Origin of the sequence: Amycolatopsis sp. NPDC026612, from assembly GCF_040638285.1 — a bacterium.
Taxonomy (GTDB): domain Bacteria; phylum Actinomycetota; class Actinomycetes; order Mycobacteriales; family Pseudonocardiaceae; genus Amycolatopsis.
In genome coordinates this window covers 1-18971 of record NZ_JBEZYB010000072.1, presented here as the reverse complement: position 1 = coordinate 18971, position 18971 = coordinate 1, and the positions used below count along the sequence as shown (strand labels likewise).

At 72.9% G+C, this 18971-nt stretch carries 13 protein-coding genes; 6 read left to right on the top strand and 7 right to left on the bottom strand.

Annotated elements, in window-relative coordinates; all coding sequences use genetic code 11:
• Window positions 1-12 precede the first annotated feature (12 nt).
• The gene (locus AB0F15_RS36875; RefSeq protein ID WP_360281002.1) at window positions 13-708 is read right to left on the bottom strand and encodes a class I SAM-dependent methyltransferase; all 696 of its coding nucleotides are present in this window, start codon (window positions 706-708) and stop codon (window positions 13-15) included.
• 161 nt (window positions 709-869) lie between these two features.
• On the opposite strand from AB0F15_RS36875, the gene AB0F15_RS36870 reads away from it, so the two are divergent.
• Complete coding sequence (locus AB0F15_RS36870) at window positions 870-2117, top strand: glycosyltransferase family 4 protein (protein ID WP_360281046.1); 1248 nt, start codon at window positions 870-872, stop codon at window positions 2115-2117.
• Between the two features lie 918 nt (window positions 2118-3035).
• Here the strand turns inward: AB0F15_RS36870 and AB0F15_RS36865 are convergent.
• Both AB0F15_RS36865 and AB0F15_RS36860 read right to left on the bottom strand, forming a co-directional pair.
• Entirely contained in the window at window positions 3036-3218 is a 183-nt protein-coding gene (locus AB0F15_RS36865) for a hypothetical protein (RefSeq protein WP_360281000.1), read from the bottom strand.
• Between the two features lie 3 nt (window positions 3219-3221).
• Window positions 3222-4904, bottom strand: coding sequence for a hypothetical protein (locus AB0F15_RS36860; RefSeq protein ID WP_360280998.1), 1683 nt, complete (start codon window positions 4902-4904; stop codon window positions 3222-3224).
• Between the two features lie 70 nt (window positions 4905-4974).
• Here AB0F15_RS36860 and AB0F15_RS36855 point away from each other — a divergent pair, with 70 nt between their 5' ends.
• Window positions 4975-6195, top strand: coding sequence for a polysaccharide biosynthesis protein (locus AB0F15_RS36855; protein ID WP_360280996.1), 1221 nt, complete (start codon window positions 4975-4977; stop codon window positions 6193-6195).
• Window positions 6196-6374: 179 nt separating this feature from the next.
• On the opposite strand, the gene AB0F15_RS36850 is transcribed toward AB0F15_RS36855, so the two are convergent.
• Window positions 6375-10400: an alpha-(1->3)-arabinofuranosyltransferase family protein gene (locus tag AB0F15_RS36850; RefSeq protein WP_360280994.1), complete on the bottom strand. Its 4026-nt coding sequence runs from the start codon at window positions 10398-10400 to the stop codon at window positions 6375-6377.
• A 125-nt stretch (window positions 10401-10525) separates the two neighbouring features.
• Here AB0F15_RS36850 and AB0F15_RS36845 point away from each other — a divergent pair, with 125 nt between their 5' ends.
• Entirely contained in the window at window positions 10526-11200 is a 675-nt protein-coding gene (locus tag AB0F15_RS36845; protein ID WP_360280992.1) for a class I SAM-dependent methyltransferase, read from the top strand.
• Here AB0F15_RS36845 and AB0F15_RS36840 read toward each other — a convergent pair.
• Together AB0F15_RS36840 and AB0F15_RS36835 are read right to left on the bottom strand one after the other, a co-directional pair.
• Window positions 11194-12951 carry a hypothetical protein gene (locus AB0F15_RS36840; RefSeq protein WP_360280990.1) on the bottom strand — a complete coding sequence of 586 codons (1758 nt, stop codon included), beginning with the start codon at window positions 12949-12951 and terminating at the stop codon, window positions 11194-11196. The two genes, AB0F15_RS36845 and AB0F15_RS36840, sit on opposite strands and share 7 nt — an antisense overlap.
• Entirely contained in the window at window positions 12952-14532 is a 1581-nt protein-coding gene (locus AB0F15_RS36835; RefSeq protein ID WP_360280988.1) for a substrate-binding domain-containing protein, read from the bottom strand.
• 260 nt (window positions 14533-14792) lie between these two features.
• On the opposite strand from AB0F15_RS36835, the gene AB0F15_RS36830 reads away from it, so the two are divergent.
• Complete coding sequence (locus AB0F15_RS36830; protein WP_360280986.1) at window positions 14793-15593, top strand: hypothetical protein; 801 nt, start codon at window positions 14793-14795, stop codon at window positions 15591-15593.
• 3 nt (window positions 15594-15596) lie between these two features.
• On the opposite strand, the gene AB0F15_RS36825 is transcribed toward AB0F15_RS36830, so the two are convergent.
• Window positions 15597-16997 (bottom strand): PLP-dependent aminotransferase family protein, encoded by a 1401-nt coding sequence (locus tag AB0F15_RS36825; protein WP_360280984.1) that lies wholly within the window; start codon window positions 16995-16997, stop codon window positions 15597-15599.
• A 47-nt stretch (window positions 16998-17044) separates the two neighbouring features.
• Between AB0F15_RS36825 and AB0F15_RS36820 the strand changes: the two genes are divergently transcribed.
• On the top strand, window positions 17045-17500 hold the full coding sequence (locus AB0F15_RS36820) for a carboxymuconolactone decarboxylase family protein (RefSeq protein ID WP_360280982.1): 456 nt from the start codon (window positions 17045-17047) through the stop codon (window positions 17498-17500).
• Window positions 17497-18903: an MFS transporter gene (locus tag AB0F15_RS36815; RefSeq protein ID WP_360280980.1), complete on the top strand. Its 1407-nt coding sequence runs from the start codon at window positions 17497-17499 to the stop codon at window positions 18901-18903. The genes AB0F15_RS36820 and AB0F15_RS36815 overlap by 4 nt, the downstream gene beginning before the upstream one ends.
• Window positions 18904-18971 lie beyond the last annotated feature (68 nt).

Genomic DNA, 18971 nt, shown 5'->3' with positions numbered 1-18971 from the left:
GAGCCCCCTCGATCAACGCCGTCGCAACACCAGAACGAGATTCCAGGACGCTATTTCCCGCAGGCCGGGAACCCGCACCATCCACATCGCCCAGCTCGGGTGGTACCGCGGATAACCGGCCACCAGATCGGCGAGCGGCGTCGCCTTCGCCCAGCGAAGCGCGGCGCCAACCGAAACCGGGAAGAGGCTTTCCCCAAATTTGTTCTTCGGCTGTTTCCCGAGTTTCTTCGCATAACGTTGCCGGGCGTAGTGACCGCCGAGAAAATGCCACGGCGCGGTCTCGTGCCCACCCCACGGCGAATACCACGGCGTGAAGGACGCGAAGACCGTGCCGCCGGGTTTGGTCACCCGGCACATCTCGTCGAGCATGACCCACGGCTCGCTGACGTGCTCCAGCACGTTCGACGAGTAGCAGACGTCCACGGATCCGCTGCGCACCGGCAGTTCCGTGCCACTGGCGCGGATCATGTTCTCCCCCGGCTCGCCGCGCGCCGACAGCTCGCCGACGTCGGGGTCCAGGCCGAGATAAGCCGCGCCTGCCGCGCGGAAGGCGTCGGAGAAATAGCCGGGGCCACCACCGACGTCGAGCACCGTTCGGCCGGACAGCGGAGTGTGCGCGGCCAATTGGCGGACGGAGTCGGCGGCGAGCGCGGAATAGAAGCCGTCCGGGTCGGTCTGTTCGGTGAGGAATGTCCGGAACAGGGTCACGGAACGACGGAGCGTGGCGCGATGCGGCTGCGCCGTCGCGGCGAGAACCGGATTACCTACCATTGAACCGTCGCTTTCCCGAATACGTTCATCTAGGGTGTACGCACCGGTAACCTAGCACCGTCGCTAAAGTTTGGATAACCCCGATGGAACGTCCTCGTGTGCTCCTCGTCAACTGGCGCGACACCGGCCACCCCGAAGGCGGCGGTTCGGAGCGGTACGTCGAGCGCATGGCCGAAGGCCTGGCCAGAGCGGGGTACCGGGTCGAGATCCAGTGCGCCGCCTACCCGGGCGCGACCGACGGCGAGTGGCGCGACGGCGTCCGCTACCGGCGGCGGGGCAACAAGTTCGGCGTCTACGTGCACGCGCTGCGCGCGATCCGCCGCGCCCGTGCCGACCTCGTGGTCGACGTGCAGAACGGCATGCCGTTCTTCGCCCGGCTGGTCGCCGGCTGCCCGGTTCTGGTGCTCGTGCACCACGTCCACCGGGAACAGTGGATCAGCGCGCTCGGCGAGACGCTGGGCCGGGTCGGCTGGTGGATCGAGTCACGGCTGGCGCCCCGGCTGTTCCGCACCTGCCGCTACGTCACGGTTTCCGAGGTCACCAAGGCGGAACTCGCGGAGCTCGGCGTCGAGCGCGAGCGCGTCGCGGTGGTGCCGAACGGCCTCGACGCACCCCCGCCGTGCGCGTCCGAGCGGGAGAGCGAGCCGATGCTGGTCGCGGTGAGCAGACTGGTGCCGCACAAGCGGATCGAGCACGCCATCGACGTCGTCGCGCAGCTCGCGCGGCGCTGGCCGTCGCTGCGGCTGGAGGTCGTCGGCCAAGGCCCGTGGGAAGAGGTGCTGCGCGCCCACGCGGCTTCGCGCGGGGTCGCGGACCGGGTCGTCCTGCACGGCTGGGTCGACGAGCAGGCCAAGCACGAGATCCTCGCGCGGTCGTGGCTGCACCTGTGCCCGTCGGTCAAGGAAGGCTGGGGCATCGTCATCATGGAGGCCGCGGCGCACGGCGTGCCCTCGGTCGCCTACCGCGCCGCCGGCGGCGTCACCGAGTCCATCGTGGAGGGCCGCACCGGCCTGCTGGCCGACGACTTCGACGATTTCACCGCCCAGGTCGACGGCCTGCTCGCCGACGGGCTGCGGCGCGCGGAAATGGGCCTGTCGGGCGCCGAGCGGGCCGGGCAGTACAGCTGGGACGCGAGTGCCGCGCAGTTCGAGTCACTCGTGCGGGACGTCGCCGGACGGCAGGCGCCCCGCCCGCGGGTCCTGCTCGGGCACCGCCTGATCCCCTACCGCATCCCGGAATTCGTCCAGCAACCGGGCGGCGGCGAGCGCGTCGAAGTCCTTGCGGCGGGCGCGCACGGTCACGGTGGTGGTGCCGCCGGTGCTCGCGGCGCCGAACGCCACGCCTGAGCGGCCGCTCGCGGCCGGGTAGAACGCCAGCGACCGCACGGTGTCCCCGGTGGACACCACGCCGAGGTTCGACACCAGGAACGTCGAGCCGAGCCTGCTCGCCAGCAGCCGGGTGCCCAGCCGGGCGACCCGGCTGCTGCGCGCGGGGAAGTCCGGTTCCGGTGGCTGGGCCGCCAGCGCGGTGGCGGCGTCCGTGCCGCGGCCCAGCCGCAGGCGGAAGAACGCGCTGTCGTGCACCGGTTCCGGCGCGGCGCCGGACCGGCGGGACGCGCCCAGCGCGGCCACGACGCGGGCGGTGCGGGCACCGTGCGCGCGGTTCCAGCGTTCGGTGGCCTGGGCGGCGGCCGCGACGAACCCCGCGGCACCCAGCCGCAGCCGCGGCACGTGGCAGGCCGCGAAGACGTCTCCAGCGGCTTCGCGCGCACGGTCGGGGGTGATCCGGCCCGGTGGCGCGAAAAGCGCCTCAGCGAGCCGCTGGACCGCCGAAAGGGCAAAGGGTTTGCCACCCGTGCGTTCGCCGATCCCCCGCGCCCCCGAGGAAACCGGGACGTCGAGGAGGACGCCGAGCAGCGAGAGCAGGCCGAGGCCGTCGAGAGCGCCGTGGTGCGCGGCGATGAGCAAGGTGGGCTCGCCGGCGCAGACGGCGACGCGGACCAGGGGTTCAGCGCGTTCGTACGGCGCCGCGGCGAAGCGATCGCGGACGGACGGCAGTTCCGCCGGGGTGGTCCGCACGATCCCGGGCACCGCACCGAGGTGCGGGTACTCCCGGACAGCGGCCGCCAGCCGCGCCCGGAGCTTTTCCGGTTCCGGCGCGGCCGCGCCGAGTTCCGCTTCGAGGAGGATGCTCCACGAAACGGTGGGGTCGCCGTACAACCCGACGACGCGCTGGGCGTGGTCGGAGGCGAGCCGGGTCACGCGTCAGCGGTCCCCGTAGAGCTTGAGCGGGTGGTCGGCAGGGTTGTACTTCACCTGCGCGTTGAGCTTCTGCTGCACCGGGGCGGCAGTGTCCGGGTCAGCGTTCTGGATGAGGGCGAAACCCGCCCCGGTCGCCACCCCGCCGCCGATGATGACGGCGACGATCGCGCCGATGACCGTGCCCACGAGTCACTCCTTCCGCGGCGGGAGAATCCTGCCGCGGCCCAATGTACGCATCGGTAACATCCGGCACAACAGTGCGACGCACAGCAACGCGAGCGCTACTCCGTTCGCCAGCAAAGCGGGCGTCCACGAGATCGCTTTCACCACGGGCACACCCGGCGTCCGGTACAGCGTCAGCCAGTCACCCGACCACACCGGCGTCGCACCGGCGAGCAGCCGCGGGTCGACGTAGCCGGGTGTCCCGTGTTCGACGAGGATCCAGCCGACGCCGGCTTCGGTCAGCTCCAGCGCGGACGTCGCGGCGCGGACGTCGCCGATCCGCGGGTCCTCGCCGGCGATGCGTTCGGCGCCGACCTGCAGGGTGTCGTCCATCAGCACGGGTTTCGGCAACGCGCGCGGTGCCGGGTCGAGCTGGGTGCGGTCGCCGTTCCACGCGAACCCGCGGAACGCCGAGAGCGGCAACGCCAGCACGTCACCGGGCCGGTCATCGAGCCGTTGGGCCACGGCCTCCCAGTCGGCGGGGTACTGCGCGGTGCCGAGCCGTCCCCAGCCGCCCCACGCCAGGTCCGGCATGGTGAGCAGCGGGAAGACGGCCGCCGCCGTCACCAGGGCGACGCGTCCCCGCGCGGTCTTCAGTTTCGCCGCGGCGGCTTCGACGGCCAGCGCGAAGCCCAAGGCGAGCGGCAGCGCCCACCACGCCACCCATTTCTGGGCGTCACGCAGCAACCCGGCGCCGGGCAGGTACCGCGTCGCGGCGGTGAGCAGCGTGGCCCCGCCCGGCAACGTCGCCAGCGAAGCCAGGACCACGCCCACGACACCGAGGCCGGTCAACGAGAGGACCGGTGCCTTCCCCCACCGTCGGGCGAGCGGCCGGAGCCCGGCGATCGCGAGGGCGACGACGACGAGCGTCAGCACCGGGACCAGCGGCACGGCCCGGCTGCCGGGCACCGTCTCGGCGTTCCAGATGCCGCCCAGCCCCAGCACGCTCAGCAGCGCGGGACCCCAGCTTTCGGCGCGGGCGCTGAACGCCGTGACGCCGGCCGGGTCGGAAAACGTGCCGCCGGCGTTGAGGAACGTCGGCACCAGCCAGGGCAGGTTGAGCACGACGGCGAGGGGGACCGTCTGCCAGAGCCGTCGCGAACCGGCGGCGACGACCAGCACGGCGGCGGCGAGGACGCCGCCCGGCGGGGTCAGGACGGCCGGGGCGCAGGCGATCACCAGTTTCGGCAGGGAGTTCGGCTCGTGCTTCCGCGCCGCGAGCGCGGCTTCGACGATCCAGGGCAGGCACGCGTAGGTCAGCAGCAGCGGCCAGTGGCCGATGAACAGCCGTTCCGCGACGTAAGGCGTCCACGCGTAGGCCGTCGCCGCGACGAGCCGGGTGCCCTGGTGTTCGGTGGGCACGAGCCGTCCCGCACCGAGAGCGGCGAAGAAGATGGCCAGGAGCAGGACGATCTTCTGGACGATGTCGCCCGGCAGCACGGTCGTGGCGAGCGCGACGGCGGCGTCGGCGGGGACGGACCGCGGCAGTGTGCTGCCGAGCCCGAAGGCGTCGGGCACGAAGTACTGCCGTGGCGCGAACACCATGTCGTAGCTCAGGACGAACCCGCGGCCGAGCAGGGGCGCGCAGACGGCGAACGCCAGCCCCGCCGACAGCACAGGGAGGACGAGCCGCCTGCCCGGTGCGTCCACGGCCCTTCCTTTCCGTTGCGTGCGCGGTTAGGGTCCCTGGTCATTACTCGCCGGTAATGGGAGCCCCCCGTTGAGCGTAGACACCGAAGTCCCGGCCCGGACCGGCAACCGGGTCGCGGCGATCCTCGTCTCGCTGGCGCTCGCGGGCAACAACGCGGCCAGTTACGTGCTGAGCCTGGCGGCCGCGCGGATCCTCGCCCCCGGGGCGTTCGGGGAGCTGAGTTCGCTGCTGGCGGTGCTGGTGATCGGCGTCGTCCCGGCGATGGGCCTGCAGACGGTGGTGGCGCTGCGGGTGGCGCGCTCGCCCGCGCGGCACACCGGGTCGCTCTTCGCGCTGGGCCTGATGACGAGCGGGATCGTCGCGACGGCGGCGTTGACGCTCAGCCCGTTGCTGGTCCTCCTGCTGCACCTGGGCTCGCTGACGCCGGCCCTGCTGGTGACGGCCGCACTCGGGCCGTTGACGCTGCTCGGGCTGTTCCACGGCCTCCTGCAGGGCAGCCACCGGTTCGCGGTGCTGTCCGGCCTGATCGCGCTGGAGGGTGCGGGCAAGGTCGGCGGTTCGGTGGTGGGTCTGGTCGTCTCGGGTTCCCCCACCGGGGCGCTGGCCGGAGCCGCGCTCGGGTCGCTGGTGGTGGTCGTGGCGGGCTGGCAGATCTGCGGCCGCCCGCGTCCCCGCTGGGCCGACCGCCACGGCGGCGAGGTGCTCCACACCGCGCAGGCGATGCTGGCGCTGGTGCTGCTGGTGAACCTGGATCTGGTGCTGGCTCGCCACACACTGCCGGCCGGGGCCGCGGGAGAATACGCGCTCGGGGCGATCGTCACGAAGATCGCGTACTGGCTGCCGCAGGCGGTGGGAGTACTGGTGCTCCCCCGGTTCGCCGTCTCCGACCGCCGTCGCCGCGTGCTGCCGGTGGCGCTGGCGGTGTGCGCCGGTCTCGACGCGGTGGTGCTGCTGGTTTCGCTCGTACTGGGCCCGTCGCTGCTGACACTGATCGGCGGGTCGCGGTACGCCGGGAGCACGCTGCCGGTGTGGCCGTTCGCGCTGGCGGGGTCGCTGCTGGCGCTCGTCCAGATCCTGCTGTACGCGCGCCTGGCGGACGGCGACCGCCGCGTGACGGTCCTGATGTGGTCAGCGGTCGGGGTCGAGACGGTGCTGATCACGACGTGGCTGCACGGCTCGGCCACCCAGGTCGTCACGGCGGCGGCCTGCTGCGCCGGCGCTCTGGCCGCCGCGGGCGCGGTCCTGGAACTCCGTTCCCGCCGCCCGGCCCCAGCCCCGAATCCCACGTGACCAGAGCCGAAACCCACGTGACTGGGCCCGGAACTCGCGTGATCAGAGCCGGATCTCGCGTGATTGGGGCCGGATCTCGCGAGTTACGGCTTCAATCACGCGAGTCACGGGTCCAGTCACGCGGGTTTCGGCTTTGATCACGTGGGATCCGGGTCCAGTCACGTGGGGTACAGCTTTGATTACGGGGGTTCGGGGCTCGTTGGGGGGTCGGTGGGGTTTTGCTTGCGGGTGAACCAGTCGACGCACGTGGCCACCGTGGCCGCGGCGGCCAGGAGCAGGGCCGCCTGGGTGACCGGGCCGTAGGCCCAGTCCTGGCCGTGGCCCAGGATGCGGCCCGTCACCGAGACGACCGCCGCCACCACCATGCCGCCGAACGCGAGGTACCGGGGGGCCCGCTCCGAGAACTGGCGGGCCAGCAGGCAGGCGATCAGCAGCACCACCGGCAGCATCCCGCCCAGCGCCACCAGCAGGCCGATCAGCACCACCGGCACCACGGCCCCGCCGCCCGCCGAGATCGTGAAGCGCCGGCGGCGGGCCGGCCAGGCCACGCCCACCAGCAGCGCCAGCACCGCGGCCGCGCCGATCAGCAGGCTCAGGCGGTAGTGCGCGTCCGGGGTGAACGAAAGCGACACCACCCCGCCCGCGCCCGCCGGGACGATCCACGCCTGCTGCCAGCCGTCCACCCGGGTACGCGTCAGCTCCTGACCGTCCAAAGTGGCTTCCCAGCCCGCGTTCGCGTTCTCCGGGACCGCCAGCACGGCTTCCACGCCCGGCCCCACCTGCACCGATCGCGACGTCGCTTCCCAGTCGCCGACCTGCACCGCGCGGTGCACCGGTGGCGCGGTCCCGGCGTGCACCGGGCGCAGCCACAGGTCCTGCACCACGAACGACTCCGACCGGTCCGTCCGCAGCTCGTGCCCGCCGGCGGGCAGCGCGATGCCGCCCTCGGAGTCCCGGCACATCCCCAGCGCCAGCGGCCGGTGCGCGATGAGGTCGGACAGCTTGCCCTGCACCGACGTCCGGTAGTCGAGGCCGTCCAGGTGGACGTTCGGTCCCGAGCCGCACGGCACGGTGAACGCCGGATCCGGCCCGGGCAGCAAGTCCGGCGTGCCGGACAGCGAAAGGCTGCCGATGCCCACCACCGCGCGCGCCGCGGGATCGTCGTCGTCGCCGGGGAGCACGATCTGCAGCTGGTCGGTGTCCAGGGGTTCGAAGGACGCGGACCCGCTCGCGTCGAGCTGCACGGTCCGCGTCCCGGCCCGGCCGGCCAGCTCCACCTGCCGGGGCGCCCGTGCCCCGGTGGACGGCGAAACCCCGATCCGCAGCCCCGAAATCCGCTTCGGTGACGACCAGCCGAGGGTCAGCGTCGGCCGAAGGTCGGTGACGTCGGGGCGCCACGTCGTGCCCGGATCGCCGTCCACGGCCGCGATCCCGTCCGCCGCCGGGTCGCCGCCCAGCTCGGACGTCGACGCCACGGTGACCCCCGGCAGCGAAACCGGGTTGCGGCCGCCGCCCGCCGGCAGCACCGAGCCGCCGACCAGGTACGTCTCCTCGGCCGGCGTGCTGAACAGCCGCCGGACGCCGTCCGGTTCCTCGCCGTCACGGGTGTCGGAGGCATCGCACCGCACGGCATCGCCGAGGGGCAGGCACGCGTACCGCGGCTGCGCGCCACGCGTGAACGCGAACCCGGGCGCCGGGCCGGTCGGCAGGTCCGCGGGCACTTCCAGGGCACGCTGCGGCTCGGTGCCGGGGATCTTCAGCTCGGCGATGCCGACGTTCCCGTCCTGCCGCCCGACCACCAGCGACAGCAGCGTGATCCGCACCTTGCGGGTGACCCCGCCGGCCACCGGGTAGTCGTGCGGCCCGGCGCCGCGGATCACCTGCTGGTCGACCGAGCCGTTGTCGGTCGTGATCCGGATCCGCGTGGCGGGCCAGCCCACCCGGAGGTCGTCCACCATCTCCAGGTTCACCTGGTTCACCAGCCGCGGGGTGTCCAGCTCCACCTCGAGCCACTGGCCGATCGGCCCGGTGAACGACGACGAGTGCCACGCCGTGCGCGGGTCGCCGTCGATCGCGGCGAACGGCTGGTGCCCCGGATCGGACCCGCCGAAGGCGTCGGCGAACGACGCCGCCGTCGACGCCGTCACCGAGCGGATGCCCCGGTAGGCGGCCACGGTCTGGTGCTCCTGCCCGGGGAACGGCAGCAGGTCGCCCGCCGCGCGTTGCTGGCGGTACGCCTCGCCCGCGGTCAGGGTCTGGCTGAGGTTGTCGCGGACGCCGCCGACGTTCCGCTCGGCCCGGCGCAGGCCGTCGGTCACCAGCCGCGGGCCGCCGGGCGACCCGCCGTCGCCGGTCAGCACGGTCGGCGTCGCCGGGTCGAGCTGGCCGGAGTCGATCAGCGGCAGCAGGTTCTCCGGACCGCCGCTCACCGTCGGGACGTCCGTTGCCGCCGTCGCGGTGGCGAGCGGCACCGGTTGCTTGACCTCGTAGATCTCCAGGGGACCGAACCCGGCCGCCTTGGCGATGCCCGGCGAACCCGCCAGCCCGGCGCGCAGTGTCGCGATCGGCGGGGCCGCGGTCCGCTCGCGCTCGATGTCGTTGCGCAGCAGGAGGAACCGGTAGCCGGAGCGCGCGAGCAGCGCGGCGAGCCCGGGATCGCCGCGGCCGTCGGCGAGTGCCGCGTCCACGGAGTCCATCAGCCGCGTGTTCCCTTCGGAGCCCAGCGGCACCTGGTTGCGGACCGCCCACGGGCTCCGCGCGATCGCCTGCGCGGGCTCGTCGACCGTGCGGCCCCAGTCGTACTCGCCGAAGCCGGTGGCCGGCAGCAGCAGCGTCCGCGCGTTCGGATCGGCCTTGGCGACCCAGCCCATCGCGTCGTACCAGTAACCGGGCACGTCGTCCCAGCCCGGCCCGGACCGCAGGTTCAGCAGCCACGCGGGCGCGGCCATCACCAGCACCAGCAGCAGGCCCAGTGCGGGCCGCAGGAAGCGCCGCGGCGACTTCAGCGGGCTCGAGATGCCGTGCACGAACGCCAGCATCAGCGGCAGCCGCAGCACGGGCTCGAACTTGTGCACGTTGCGCAGCGGGGCGAGCGGCCCGTCGAGCAGGTGCCGGACCTGCTCGGCCAGCGGGCTGTCGAGCGTGCCGACGTAACCGACGGTCAGCAGGGTCAGCCCGGTGGCCACGCCGAGCACGAGGAACCGCCGTTCCGGCAGGCCGCGCCGGGTCAGCCCGAGCAGGCCCACCCCGGCGACCAGCCCGGTGGCGAGCATCAGCACCGGGTTGTCGATCAGCGACCAGCCACCGGGCCACCACGGCGTGCCCTGGACGACGTACGCGACCCACTGGTTGGTCCCGCGCAGCACCTCGAACAGCGACATCGGCGCGGTGGTGTTCGTCGCGGACTCGATGTAGTCCAGGAACGGCAGGCTGTACTCGCCGAGCAGCAGCAGCGGCAGGATCCACCACAGCGTCGCGCCGACGACGAAGACGAACCACCACAGCACCAGCTCGACGTGCGCCCGCGTCCAGCGGCGGGTCAGCAGCCACAGTCCCGGCAGGACGAGGGCCATCACGATCATCGCGCCGTTGACGCCGCCCATGCACAACACGGCCAGTGCGGACAGCCCGGCGGCCCGCCGCGGCGAACCGATCGCGCCGGCCCGCACGAGCGGCACCAGGACCCACGGCAGCAGCACCGCGGGCAGCATTTCCGCGGACAGCCCCCCGATTTCGGTCAGCATGCGCGGCGCGAGGGCGTAGCCGAGCGCGCCGATCAGCCGCGTGCGCTCGGTGCCGATCTTCATCGCCCGTGCCAGCAGCAGGGCACCGCCGAACGCGGCCGACAGCAGGATCGCGCCCCACAGCCGTTGCGCGATCCACGCGGGCACGCCGGTGGCCTGGCACAACGCGAAGAACGGGCCCATCGGGAAGAGGTAGCCGTACGCCTGGTTCTGCAGTTCCCCCGCCGTCGCCTGCGGGTTCCACAGGTGCAGCGCGCGGCCGAGGAAGGCGAGCGGGTCGACGGCGAGGTCGAGCTTGGTGTCGAACGTCGTCTTCCCCGGCAGCTGGAGGAACGACAACGTGGTCAGGGCCAGCACGATCCAGGTGCTCGGCCGGCGGAGGAACGCACCCGGCGAGAACTTCCGGTCGCGTCCCGAAGGCGGGGCGTCGTCCCGGGTGCGTTCGCGGGTGCTGGTTACCATCCGGTAGATACTAAGCCGAAACCTGGCTACCATGTGCCGACGAATTTCCGGCCCCCCGACTTCCCCTGGACAGGTGCGCCATCTCTACCGAACTTACGGCGGACGGTTTTGCCGACGCGTGGGCCATGGCCGAGCCGGTCAAGGGCTGGATGACACGCGCGCAGGGCGAGGCGCTGTGGCAGGCGGCGCGCCGCCTCGGCAAGGGCGACGTCATCCTGGAGATCGGCAGCCACCAGGGCCGGTCCACGATCGTCCTGGGCGCGGCCGCCCGCACGGTCGGGGCCACGGTGATCGCGGTCGACCCGTTCGTCGACGGCAGGCTGTTCGGCGGATCGCCGACGCGGCAGCTGTTCGAGCGCAACATCCACCGGGCCGGGCTGGACGACGTGGTCGAGCTCGTCGCGGGGTACAGCACGGAACTGCGTCCTGACTGGCGCCGGCCCATCCAGCTGCTCTACATCGACGGCAAGCACGACTACTGGACCTACACCGACGACCTGCGCTGGTCGGCCCACCTGCCGTCGGGTGCCGAAATCCTGGTCCACGACTGCTTTTCCTCCATCGGCGTCACGCTCGGCACGATCGCGAAGGTCCTTTTCGGACGCCGGTACACCTATGTGGACCGGGCCACGTCGCTGGCGCGGTTCCGGCTGACCCCACCGTCCACGGCGGACCGTGTGCGCGTGCTGGCGCAGCTGCCGTGGTTCCTGCGCAACGTCGGGATCAAGGTGCTGCTGCGGCTGCGGCTGCGGCCGCTCGCCCGGCTGGCCGGCCACGACAGCCCGTACGACCCCTACTGAGTCACCGGCTTCCCGACCTCGGCCTTCGCGACGCACACCGGCGCACCCGGGCTCGACAGCTGCACGCCGACGTGGTCGAAGAGGCCGTCCACCGGCAGGTACAGCGTGTGCAGCCCGGCCTGGAACCACACCGGTGTCCGGTCGATCAGCCCTTCGCCACCGTCCGAAGTGTAGTAATCGAGCTTGAGCAGGTACCGGCCGAGGACCGGGGTGTCCAGCGGGATGCGCACCAGGGTTTCCCCGATCGTGTACCCGCAGTTCGCGACCGGCCCGGGCACACCGCGGGAAACCGGGTCCACCCCGGTGATCCGGTGCGGGGTGCCCGTCGCGTCGAGCACGTGCATGCGGCCCGTCGGCTGGTCGAAGTGCGTGCCGGGCAGCAGGCCGACCACCCGGGAGGCCCGCGAGTCCGTGCCGAACCATTCGTGCACCACATCGGACGGGACGAAGGTGTCGTAGAAGACCAGTTCGGGATCTTCCGCGACGGCCGCCCGCACATTGGCGACGTACTGCCCGGAATGCTCGAACCGCAGCGGCGAGGAAAGGCGCGGGAAACCCACCGCGGAACTGGCGAGCAGAAGCACGCAGACGACTAGGGCGATCGGCCGTTCACGCGGACGGCCGGACGGCGCAGTCCCCCCGGGTGGCAGGAAGGCGAAGGCCCCGCACAGGGCGGCCGCCAGCGTCAGATCGGCGACGTACCGGGGATCGTCGCCCGCGGCCGGGCCGACTTCGCGCAGCCGGGTGAGCGCGAGCAGAGCGACGTCCACGGCGAACAGCGCGGCGAACAGGACCCAAGCGGTCCCCGCCCGCCTGCCGCCGACGCGCACGCCGGCGATCACCAGGCCCAGCGCGGCCGCCAGCAGCACGACGACGACCGCGAACGGCAACGGCGCCCAGGTCGCCCCCGCACCGGCGCCGGACCACGGCCCGCCGGCCAGGCCCGGCAGGAGCGTGTCCCCGAGCATCCGGCCGGTCAGGTCGGCGACGGTGCCCGCCGACATCGGCTGCGCACCCTGCCCGACCTGGCTCGACGTCACCACGAAGAAGACGGTCGCGAACCCGGCCAGCAGCACGGCGTGGCCCGCCCAGTAGCGGAGGTGCTCCCGGAACGAACGGCCGAGCAGGACGGTCACCCCGGCCAGCAGCACCGGGATCACCGCGGCCTTCTCGTAGAAGGCCAGGCCGAAGAGCGTCCAGGCGAAGGCGCCGAGCCACCACCGGCCGCCGTCGGCGAGGTAGCGGACGTGCGCGTGCAGGGCGCCCGCGGTGGCCAGCACCACCGGCACGAGCTGGAGACCGAACGACCACCACAGCGTCGGGACCAGCAGCAACGTCGACGCCGTGAAGACGGTGAACGGCACCAGGATCGCCCAGCGGCGGCCGAAGCAGCGCACCAGCAGGCACCAGAACAGCACCGTCGCGAGGGCCCGCATCAGCAGCAGCGGCGCCATCAGGAGGGGGAAGTTCAGCGGCGCCCACCACGTCAGCACCGCGGCGAGGAAGAACCCGCCGGGCTGCAGGTGCCCGTGGTAGTCCTGGAACAGGTAGCCGAGGTCGAACGGGCCGGCCGCGGCCGCCCGGTAGGTGACGACGAAGTCGTCCTGGGCGAAGCTCCCGTGCAGCGCCGCCCACGTGTGCAGCGCCAACGGCACCACCCCGGCGACGAACGCGGCGAGGACCAGGGCGGACGGTCTTCGGAGGGCCCGTGGCGCGGGCTTTTCGGTCTCCAGCAGCACGGGGATCCTCACTCACTTCTTGCAGGCGGGCGGCTGGCACATGAGCTTGCTCAGTGCCTGGTAGAAGACGTCGGAGATCTTGCGCGGGTCCGGCGTGGTGAAGGACTCGCCGCCGGTCGCGGCCGAGACCTGCCGCAGCTCGCTCGCGTCGATGTCCGGGCCGATGCCGATCCCGATCACGGGCAGCGGTTTGCGCGGGTCCTGCAGCCGGCCCAGCTCGGTGAGCAGGCCGGGCAGCCCGATCGAGTCGCCGTCCTCGTTGCGCCCGTCGGTGAGCACGACGACGACGTTGATCCGGCCGAGCTGCCAGCTCTGCCGGGCGTTCTGGTACGCGGCGAGGATCGAGTCGTACAGCCCGGTCGCGCCGCCGGGCTTGGGCTTGACCCCCTGCAGCGTCGCCACCGCGCCCACGGCGAGCTGCTGGGAGATCGGCCGCATCGGCAGCAGTTCCTTGTAGTCCTTGTCGCCGTCCAGCTTGGTCGAAAACAGCCAGAGGCCGATTTCGGTGGTCGGCTTGAACAGCCCGAGCCCCTGCGTCGCGGCTTCGAGTGTGAGGGCCATCCGGCTCCGGCCGGTGCCGGGCACGGTGGCGGCCATCGAGCCGGACACGTCGAGCAGCACCTGCACGCGGGCGCTGAGGTTCGCCCCGGCCCACGCTTGGAGCACGCCGTACATCGCTTCGGGGGCGGGCGGGCCCGCCGGGCGCGGTGCCGCGTTCGTGCGGGTGTCGGGCGACCGGTCGCCGAGCAGCTGCCCGGTCGGCGTCCGGAACCCGCCGTCGGCGAACGCCCTGGTGGCGGTCTGGTCGAGCAGGAGCCGCAGGAACCGCTCGGCCGCCGACCGCGAGGCCTCCGAAGCGCGCGGCAGCACGACGTACGGGTAGTCGAAGTTCGGCACACCGGCGGCCGGGTACGCGGCGACGAGCTTGCGGGCCAGCACCGACTGCTCCGAGGCCGGCCACGCGGTGAACGGCTCCTTCACCGCCGACAGCCTGCGGATCTCCTCGGTGAACGCCGCGGCCGGGTCGGGTGCGTCCTTGGTCAGCTGCTGCAGGCCGATCAGCGCGGAGATGACGGCCGGGTCGCGGCCCGGGTCGGGCAGCCCGACCGGGCTTCCCGCGAGGACGTCCGACCAGGACGGTGACTTCGCCGGCCAGCCCGCCTGCTTCGCGACGTCGTCGGTCAGCGCCAGCACCACCGGCGAGCTCGCCACCGACTGGCCGGACTCGGGCAGGTTCCACGCACCACCGTCGCGGGCCTGCAGCAACCACGTGCTCGACTCGGGCACCCAGACGTCCGGGCCATTCGCGCCGTTCGCCTCGAGGGCGGTCGCGGTGGCCGGCGAGGCGCTCGCGGTGACTTCGACGGAGTAGCAGTCCGGCTCGGGGACGGTCCGGGCGAGCGCGGCGAGCACCGGCGCGAGGTCCGGCGCGGCGGTGAGGTGCACCTGGGTGGTGGTGTCGCAGCCGCTGCCGGCCCACCGGTCCTTCAGGTACGCGACGCCGGCCCAGGCGAGCAGGGCGACCACGAGCAGCGCGCTGAGGACGACGACCCGTGCGTCGATCCGCCGGGCCCGCGCCGGGTGTGCCGCCATGCACGTCCCTTCACTCGTGAGGTGCTGGCAGCTTGCCAGCCGGGTGAGCGGGAAGCCAGTACCGGAAGCGGAACGTCACCATCGGCTCGTGAGCCGGGGGTGAAGGAATTGCGAGCTACGGCCGTTTTGGTGATGGACAATGCGGCGTAACGTTTTCCGCTTGACGACCGTCCCACGTGGGTAACTGCACCATGGCGGATCGCGGAAATGATTTCGCCGTCCCCGGAACGGCGATACGGCACCGAACGGAGACGCCCACCGTGCGCACCATGTACGACGCGGTCACCGCCGCGAACATCCCCGGCGACGCCCGGATGGTCGCGGGCTACATCGACCGCATCAGGCTGGCGCCCTGGTCGCCCGCGGACTGGGCGCGCTTTCCCCAGGCGATCAAGGTCACCATCGCCAAGAAGGCCGCGACGAACGACGGGCACGTCCTCGACGTCGAGGAGGGCGACGCGGACCCGCGCGAAGCGCCGGGCTGGGTCCGGATGCGCCGCGAGGCGGGCGCGGACCCGACGATCTACTGCAACCTCGCGACCTGGCCGGTGGTGCGGGCGGCCTTCTCCGCCGCCGGGGTCGCCGAACCGCACTACTGGATCGCCCACTACAACGGCGATCCCGCCATCCCCGACGGCGCGGTCGCCAAGCAGTACCGCGGGAACGTCGCACCGGGCTACGACGTGTCGTCCGTCGTCGACTACTGGCCCGGCGTGGACGGGACCGGATCCGTCTCGACTGGAGTGGAAATCATGGAGCGCATCACCGTCACCCCGCCGAACTCCGACGAGAACGCGGTACGGGTGTTCCTGTCCGGCAGCCCCGGCGCGGCGGTCGTCATCCGGCCCCGGCTCGGCGGCGACGGCTTCTCGAAGCCGATGTGGGTGGGCAACATCTTCGCCTGGGGCAACGACCACCAGGGCGTCGGCCACAACCCCGTCCAGTCGGCGGGGTACAACACCAGGCTCACTTCCCACCGGCGCTACGACCTGCCGGGTGCGGTGTGGGCCGACATCAACTACAGCTCGTCCGAGCCGTTCGAGATCGACATCGTCGGGTAGGTCTCACGCGGGCGGCAGCGCGCGGCACAGCGCGTCGAGGGCCGCGGCGTAGGCGTGCTCGGGCGGGGTCGCGTAGCCGACCACCAGTCCGTCCATTGTGGACATAGTGCTGCCCGGGTGCCGGAAGGCGGCCAGGCCGTCCAGCGCGAGCCCCTGCCAGGCCGCGGCCTTCAGCGCGGCTTTCTCGGTGCCCGGCGGGAGGCGGAGCACGGCGTGCAGGCCGGCGGCGATCCCGGTGGGCGTGACGTGCGGCGCGCGCTCGGCGAGCGCCGCCACGAGCTGGTCACGCCGACGGCGGTAGCGCTGGCGCATCCGGCGGATGTGCCGGTCGTACGCCCCGGAGGCGAGGAACTCGGCCAGGGTGAGCTGGTCGAGCGTGCTCGCCCACGCCTCGCGCTCGCCCTTCACGGCCAGCACCCGCTCGACGAGGTGCTCGGGCAGCACCAGCCAGCCGAGGCGCAGCGCGGGCGACAGGCTCTTGCTGACCGAACCGGCGTAGACGACGTGACCGGGATCCAGGCCCTGGACCGCGCCGACCGGCTTGCGGTCGTAGCGGAATTCGCCGTCGTAGTCGTCTTCGACGAGCACGCCGCCGGTCGCCCGGACGTGCCCGAGTACCGCGGTGCGGCGGTCGTGGTGCAGCGGGCCGCCGGTCGGGAACTGGTGCGCGGGGGTCAGCAGCACGGCCGGTGCGGTCAGGTCCTCGACGCGCGCGCCGTGTTCGTCCAGCGGCAGGGGAATCGTGCGCACCTTCGCGGCGGCGAAGATCGCGCGGTGGAACGCGAGGCCGTAGGACTCGACGGCGAGCGGCCCCGGCAGCACCGCCGGGACCAGCAGCCGCAGGGCGTGCGCGAACCCCGAGCACACGACGATCCGCTCCGGCGCCGTCCGCACGCCGCGGGCGCGCGCGAGGTACTGCACCAGCGCCTCGCGCAGCTCCGGGCGGCCGCGGGGATCGCCGGGGCCGAAAGCGTCGTGGGGCGCCACGTTCAGCGCCCGGCGCGCGGCCGCGAGCCATTCGGTGCGCGGGAACGACGTCGCGTCCGGCTGACCCTGCCGGAGGTTGTGCACCGGGGCCGTCGCTCCCGGAGCCTTTTTCGGCGTCCGGGCCGGGTGGAGGGGCTCGGCGCGCTCGGCGACCCGGGTGCCGGACCCCTGGACGGCGGTGAGCCAGCCCTCGGCGACCAGCTCGGCGTAGGCGTCGGCGACGGTGTTGCGGGCCAGCCCGAGGTCGGCGGCCAGCGACCGGTAGGGCGGCAGCCGGGTGCCCGGCGCGAGCCGCCCGGCGCGGACGGCGTCCCGCAGGGCGGCGATGAGCGCGGCCCGCTTGCCCCCGGGACCCGCCAGCTCGAGGTGCAGGTCGGCGCCGAGCCGCTCCCCCGAATTGACCCACGATTCCGACACGGAAATGCACCCTACACGCGGGTCAACGGGGCCCTAGATTTTGAATCATGACGAACCGGGTGAACTTCGCCAAGACCGCACCGAAGGCCTTCAAGGCCCTGATCGGCTTCGACGCCGCCGCCCGCGCCGGACTCGACCCCGCACTGGTCGAACTGGTGCAGATCCGGGCCTCCCAGCTCAACCGCTGCGCGTACTGCCTGCACATGCACACCTCGGACGCCCGCAAGGCAGGGGAAAGCGAGGAGCGCCTGCACATGGTCGCGGTGTGGCCCGAGGCAGGCGGCTTCTTCAGCGAGAAGGAGCAGGCCGCACTGGCCCTGACCGAAGCCGTCACGCTCATCGCGGGTGGCGTCCCCGACGACGTCTACGCCCGAGCCGCCGGCCAGTTCGGCGAAGAAGAGCTGGCCCAGCTGCTCGCGCTGATCTTCACCATCAACACGTGGAACCGCATCGCCATCACGACGGCGAAGGTGCCCGGCACGGACGAGCGGGCCGCCCGATGAGCCGCCGCCCGGCCGCGGTGCTGGCCCTGCTCGCGTTCGCCCAGCTGATCATTTCCCTCGACTACAACATCGTGTACGTGGCGCTGCCCGACATCGGCCGCGACCTCGGATTCACCGCCCAGAGCCTGCAGTGGGTGGTGAGCGCCTACGCCGTGGCCTTCGGCGGGGCGCTCCTGCTGGGCGGACGGGCCTGCGACCTGTTCGGCCCGCGCCGGGTCTTCGCGCTGGGCTGCGCGCTCTACGCCGGCTCGTCCCTGCTCGGCGGCCTGGCCGCGGGCCCCGGCTTGCTCGTCGCGGCCCGCGCCGGGCAGGGCCTCGGTGGCGCACTGCTCTTCCCGGCGACGCTGACCCTGGTCAGCACCAGTTTCGCGGCGGGCCGCGAGCGCAACCGCGCGTTCGCGGTGTGGGGCACCGCGGGCGGCAGCGGGATGGTCCTCGGGTCCCTGCTGGGCGGCGTGCTGACGCAGGCGTCCGGCTGGGCGGCGGTGTTCTTCGTGAACGTCCCGCTGGCCGCGGCCGCCGCGGTGCTCGCCTTTCCGCTGCTGGCGGCGGATCCCGCCCGGGAGCCCGGCCGCCGGTTCGACCTCGCCGGCGCGCTGACCGCGACGCTGGGCATCACCCTGGTCGTGTTCGCGCTCGTCGAAGGCCCCGAGCTGGGCTGGACGTCGGCGGTGGTCCTCGGGACGGCGACGGTGGGACTCGCGCTGCTGGGCGCGTTCGCGGTGATCGAACGCCGGGGCCGCGACCCGCTGCTCCCGATGCGGCTGGTGAAGGAACGCAACCTCGGCACCGGCGTGGTGGTCACGTTCCTCTACATGGGCACGTTCGGCACCCTGCTGTACTTCCTGACCGGCTACTTCCAGGGCGTCCACGGCTACGGCGCGCTGGCGACCGGGCTGGCGTTCGGCGTGCCGATGCTGGCGATCGCCGCGGGCTCCCAGATCGCGGGCCGGCTGGCCACCCGCTACGGAACCCGCCGGACGCTGGTGGCGAGCCTGGTCACCGGCGGAGCGGGCGCGGTGCTGCTCGGGCTGTCGATGACGGCGGACGCGTCCTACCCGGCGCTGGTCCCGGCGCTGGTGGTGCTGGGCCTGGGCCAGGGCGCGGGCTACACGCTGATGTTCGGCGCCGCGGCGGCCGGCATCCCGGCCGGGGACCAGGGCGTGGCCTCCGGCGTGGCCTCGACGGCGCAGCAGGTCGGCGGCTCGGTGGGCTTGGCGGTGTTCGTCGCGGTCGCCAACGCGGGCACGCACGGGCTGTCCGGCGAAGCCCTGCGATTGGCCACAGTGGACGGTCTGCGCACGGCGGTCCTGCTGGCCGCGGCCGGGATCGCGGTGACGGCGGTGGCCGCGCTGCGCTTCAGCCACTCTCCCCGCGCCGCGGCGGTCCCGGCCTCGGCCTAAGTGGTTGCCGTCGGTGACCACTAAGCGCCCCAAGGTGGCCTTCGGTGCGTCTGACGCACCGAAGGCCA

What these genes read in the sequence shown, in the direction of transcription:
- AB0F15_RS36850 (WP_360280994.1), bottom strand. Translation starts at nt 10,400, where the DNA reads ATGGTAACCAGCACCCGCGAACGCACCCGGGACGACGCCCCGCCTTCG.
- AB0F15_RS36845 (WP_360280992.1), top strand. Translation starts at nt 10,526, where the DNA reads ATGGCCGAGCCGGTCAAGGGCTGGATGACACGCGCGCAGGGCGAGGCG.
- AB0F15_RS36835 (WP_360280988.1), bottom strand. Translation starts at nt 14,532, where the DNA reads ATGGCGGCACACCCGGCGCGGGCCCGGCGGATCGACGCACGGGTCGTC.
- AB0F15_RS36820 (WP_360280982.1), top strand. Translation starts at nt 17,045, where the DNA reads ATGACGAACCGGGTGAACTTCGCCAAGACCGCACCGAAGGCCTTCAAG.
- AB0F15_RS36815 (WP_360280980.1), top strand. Translation starts at nt 17,497, where the DNA reads ATGAGCCGCCGCCCGGCCGCGGTGCTGGCCCTGCTCGCGTTCGCCCAG.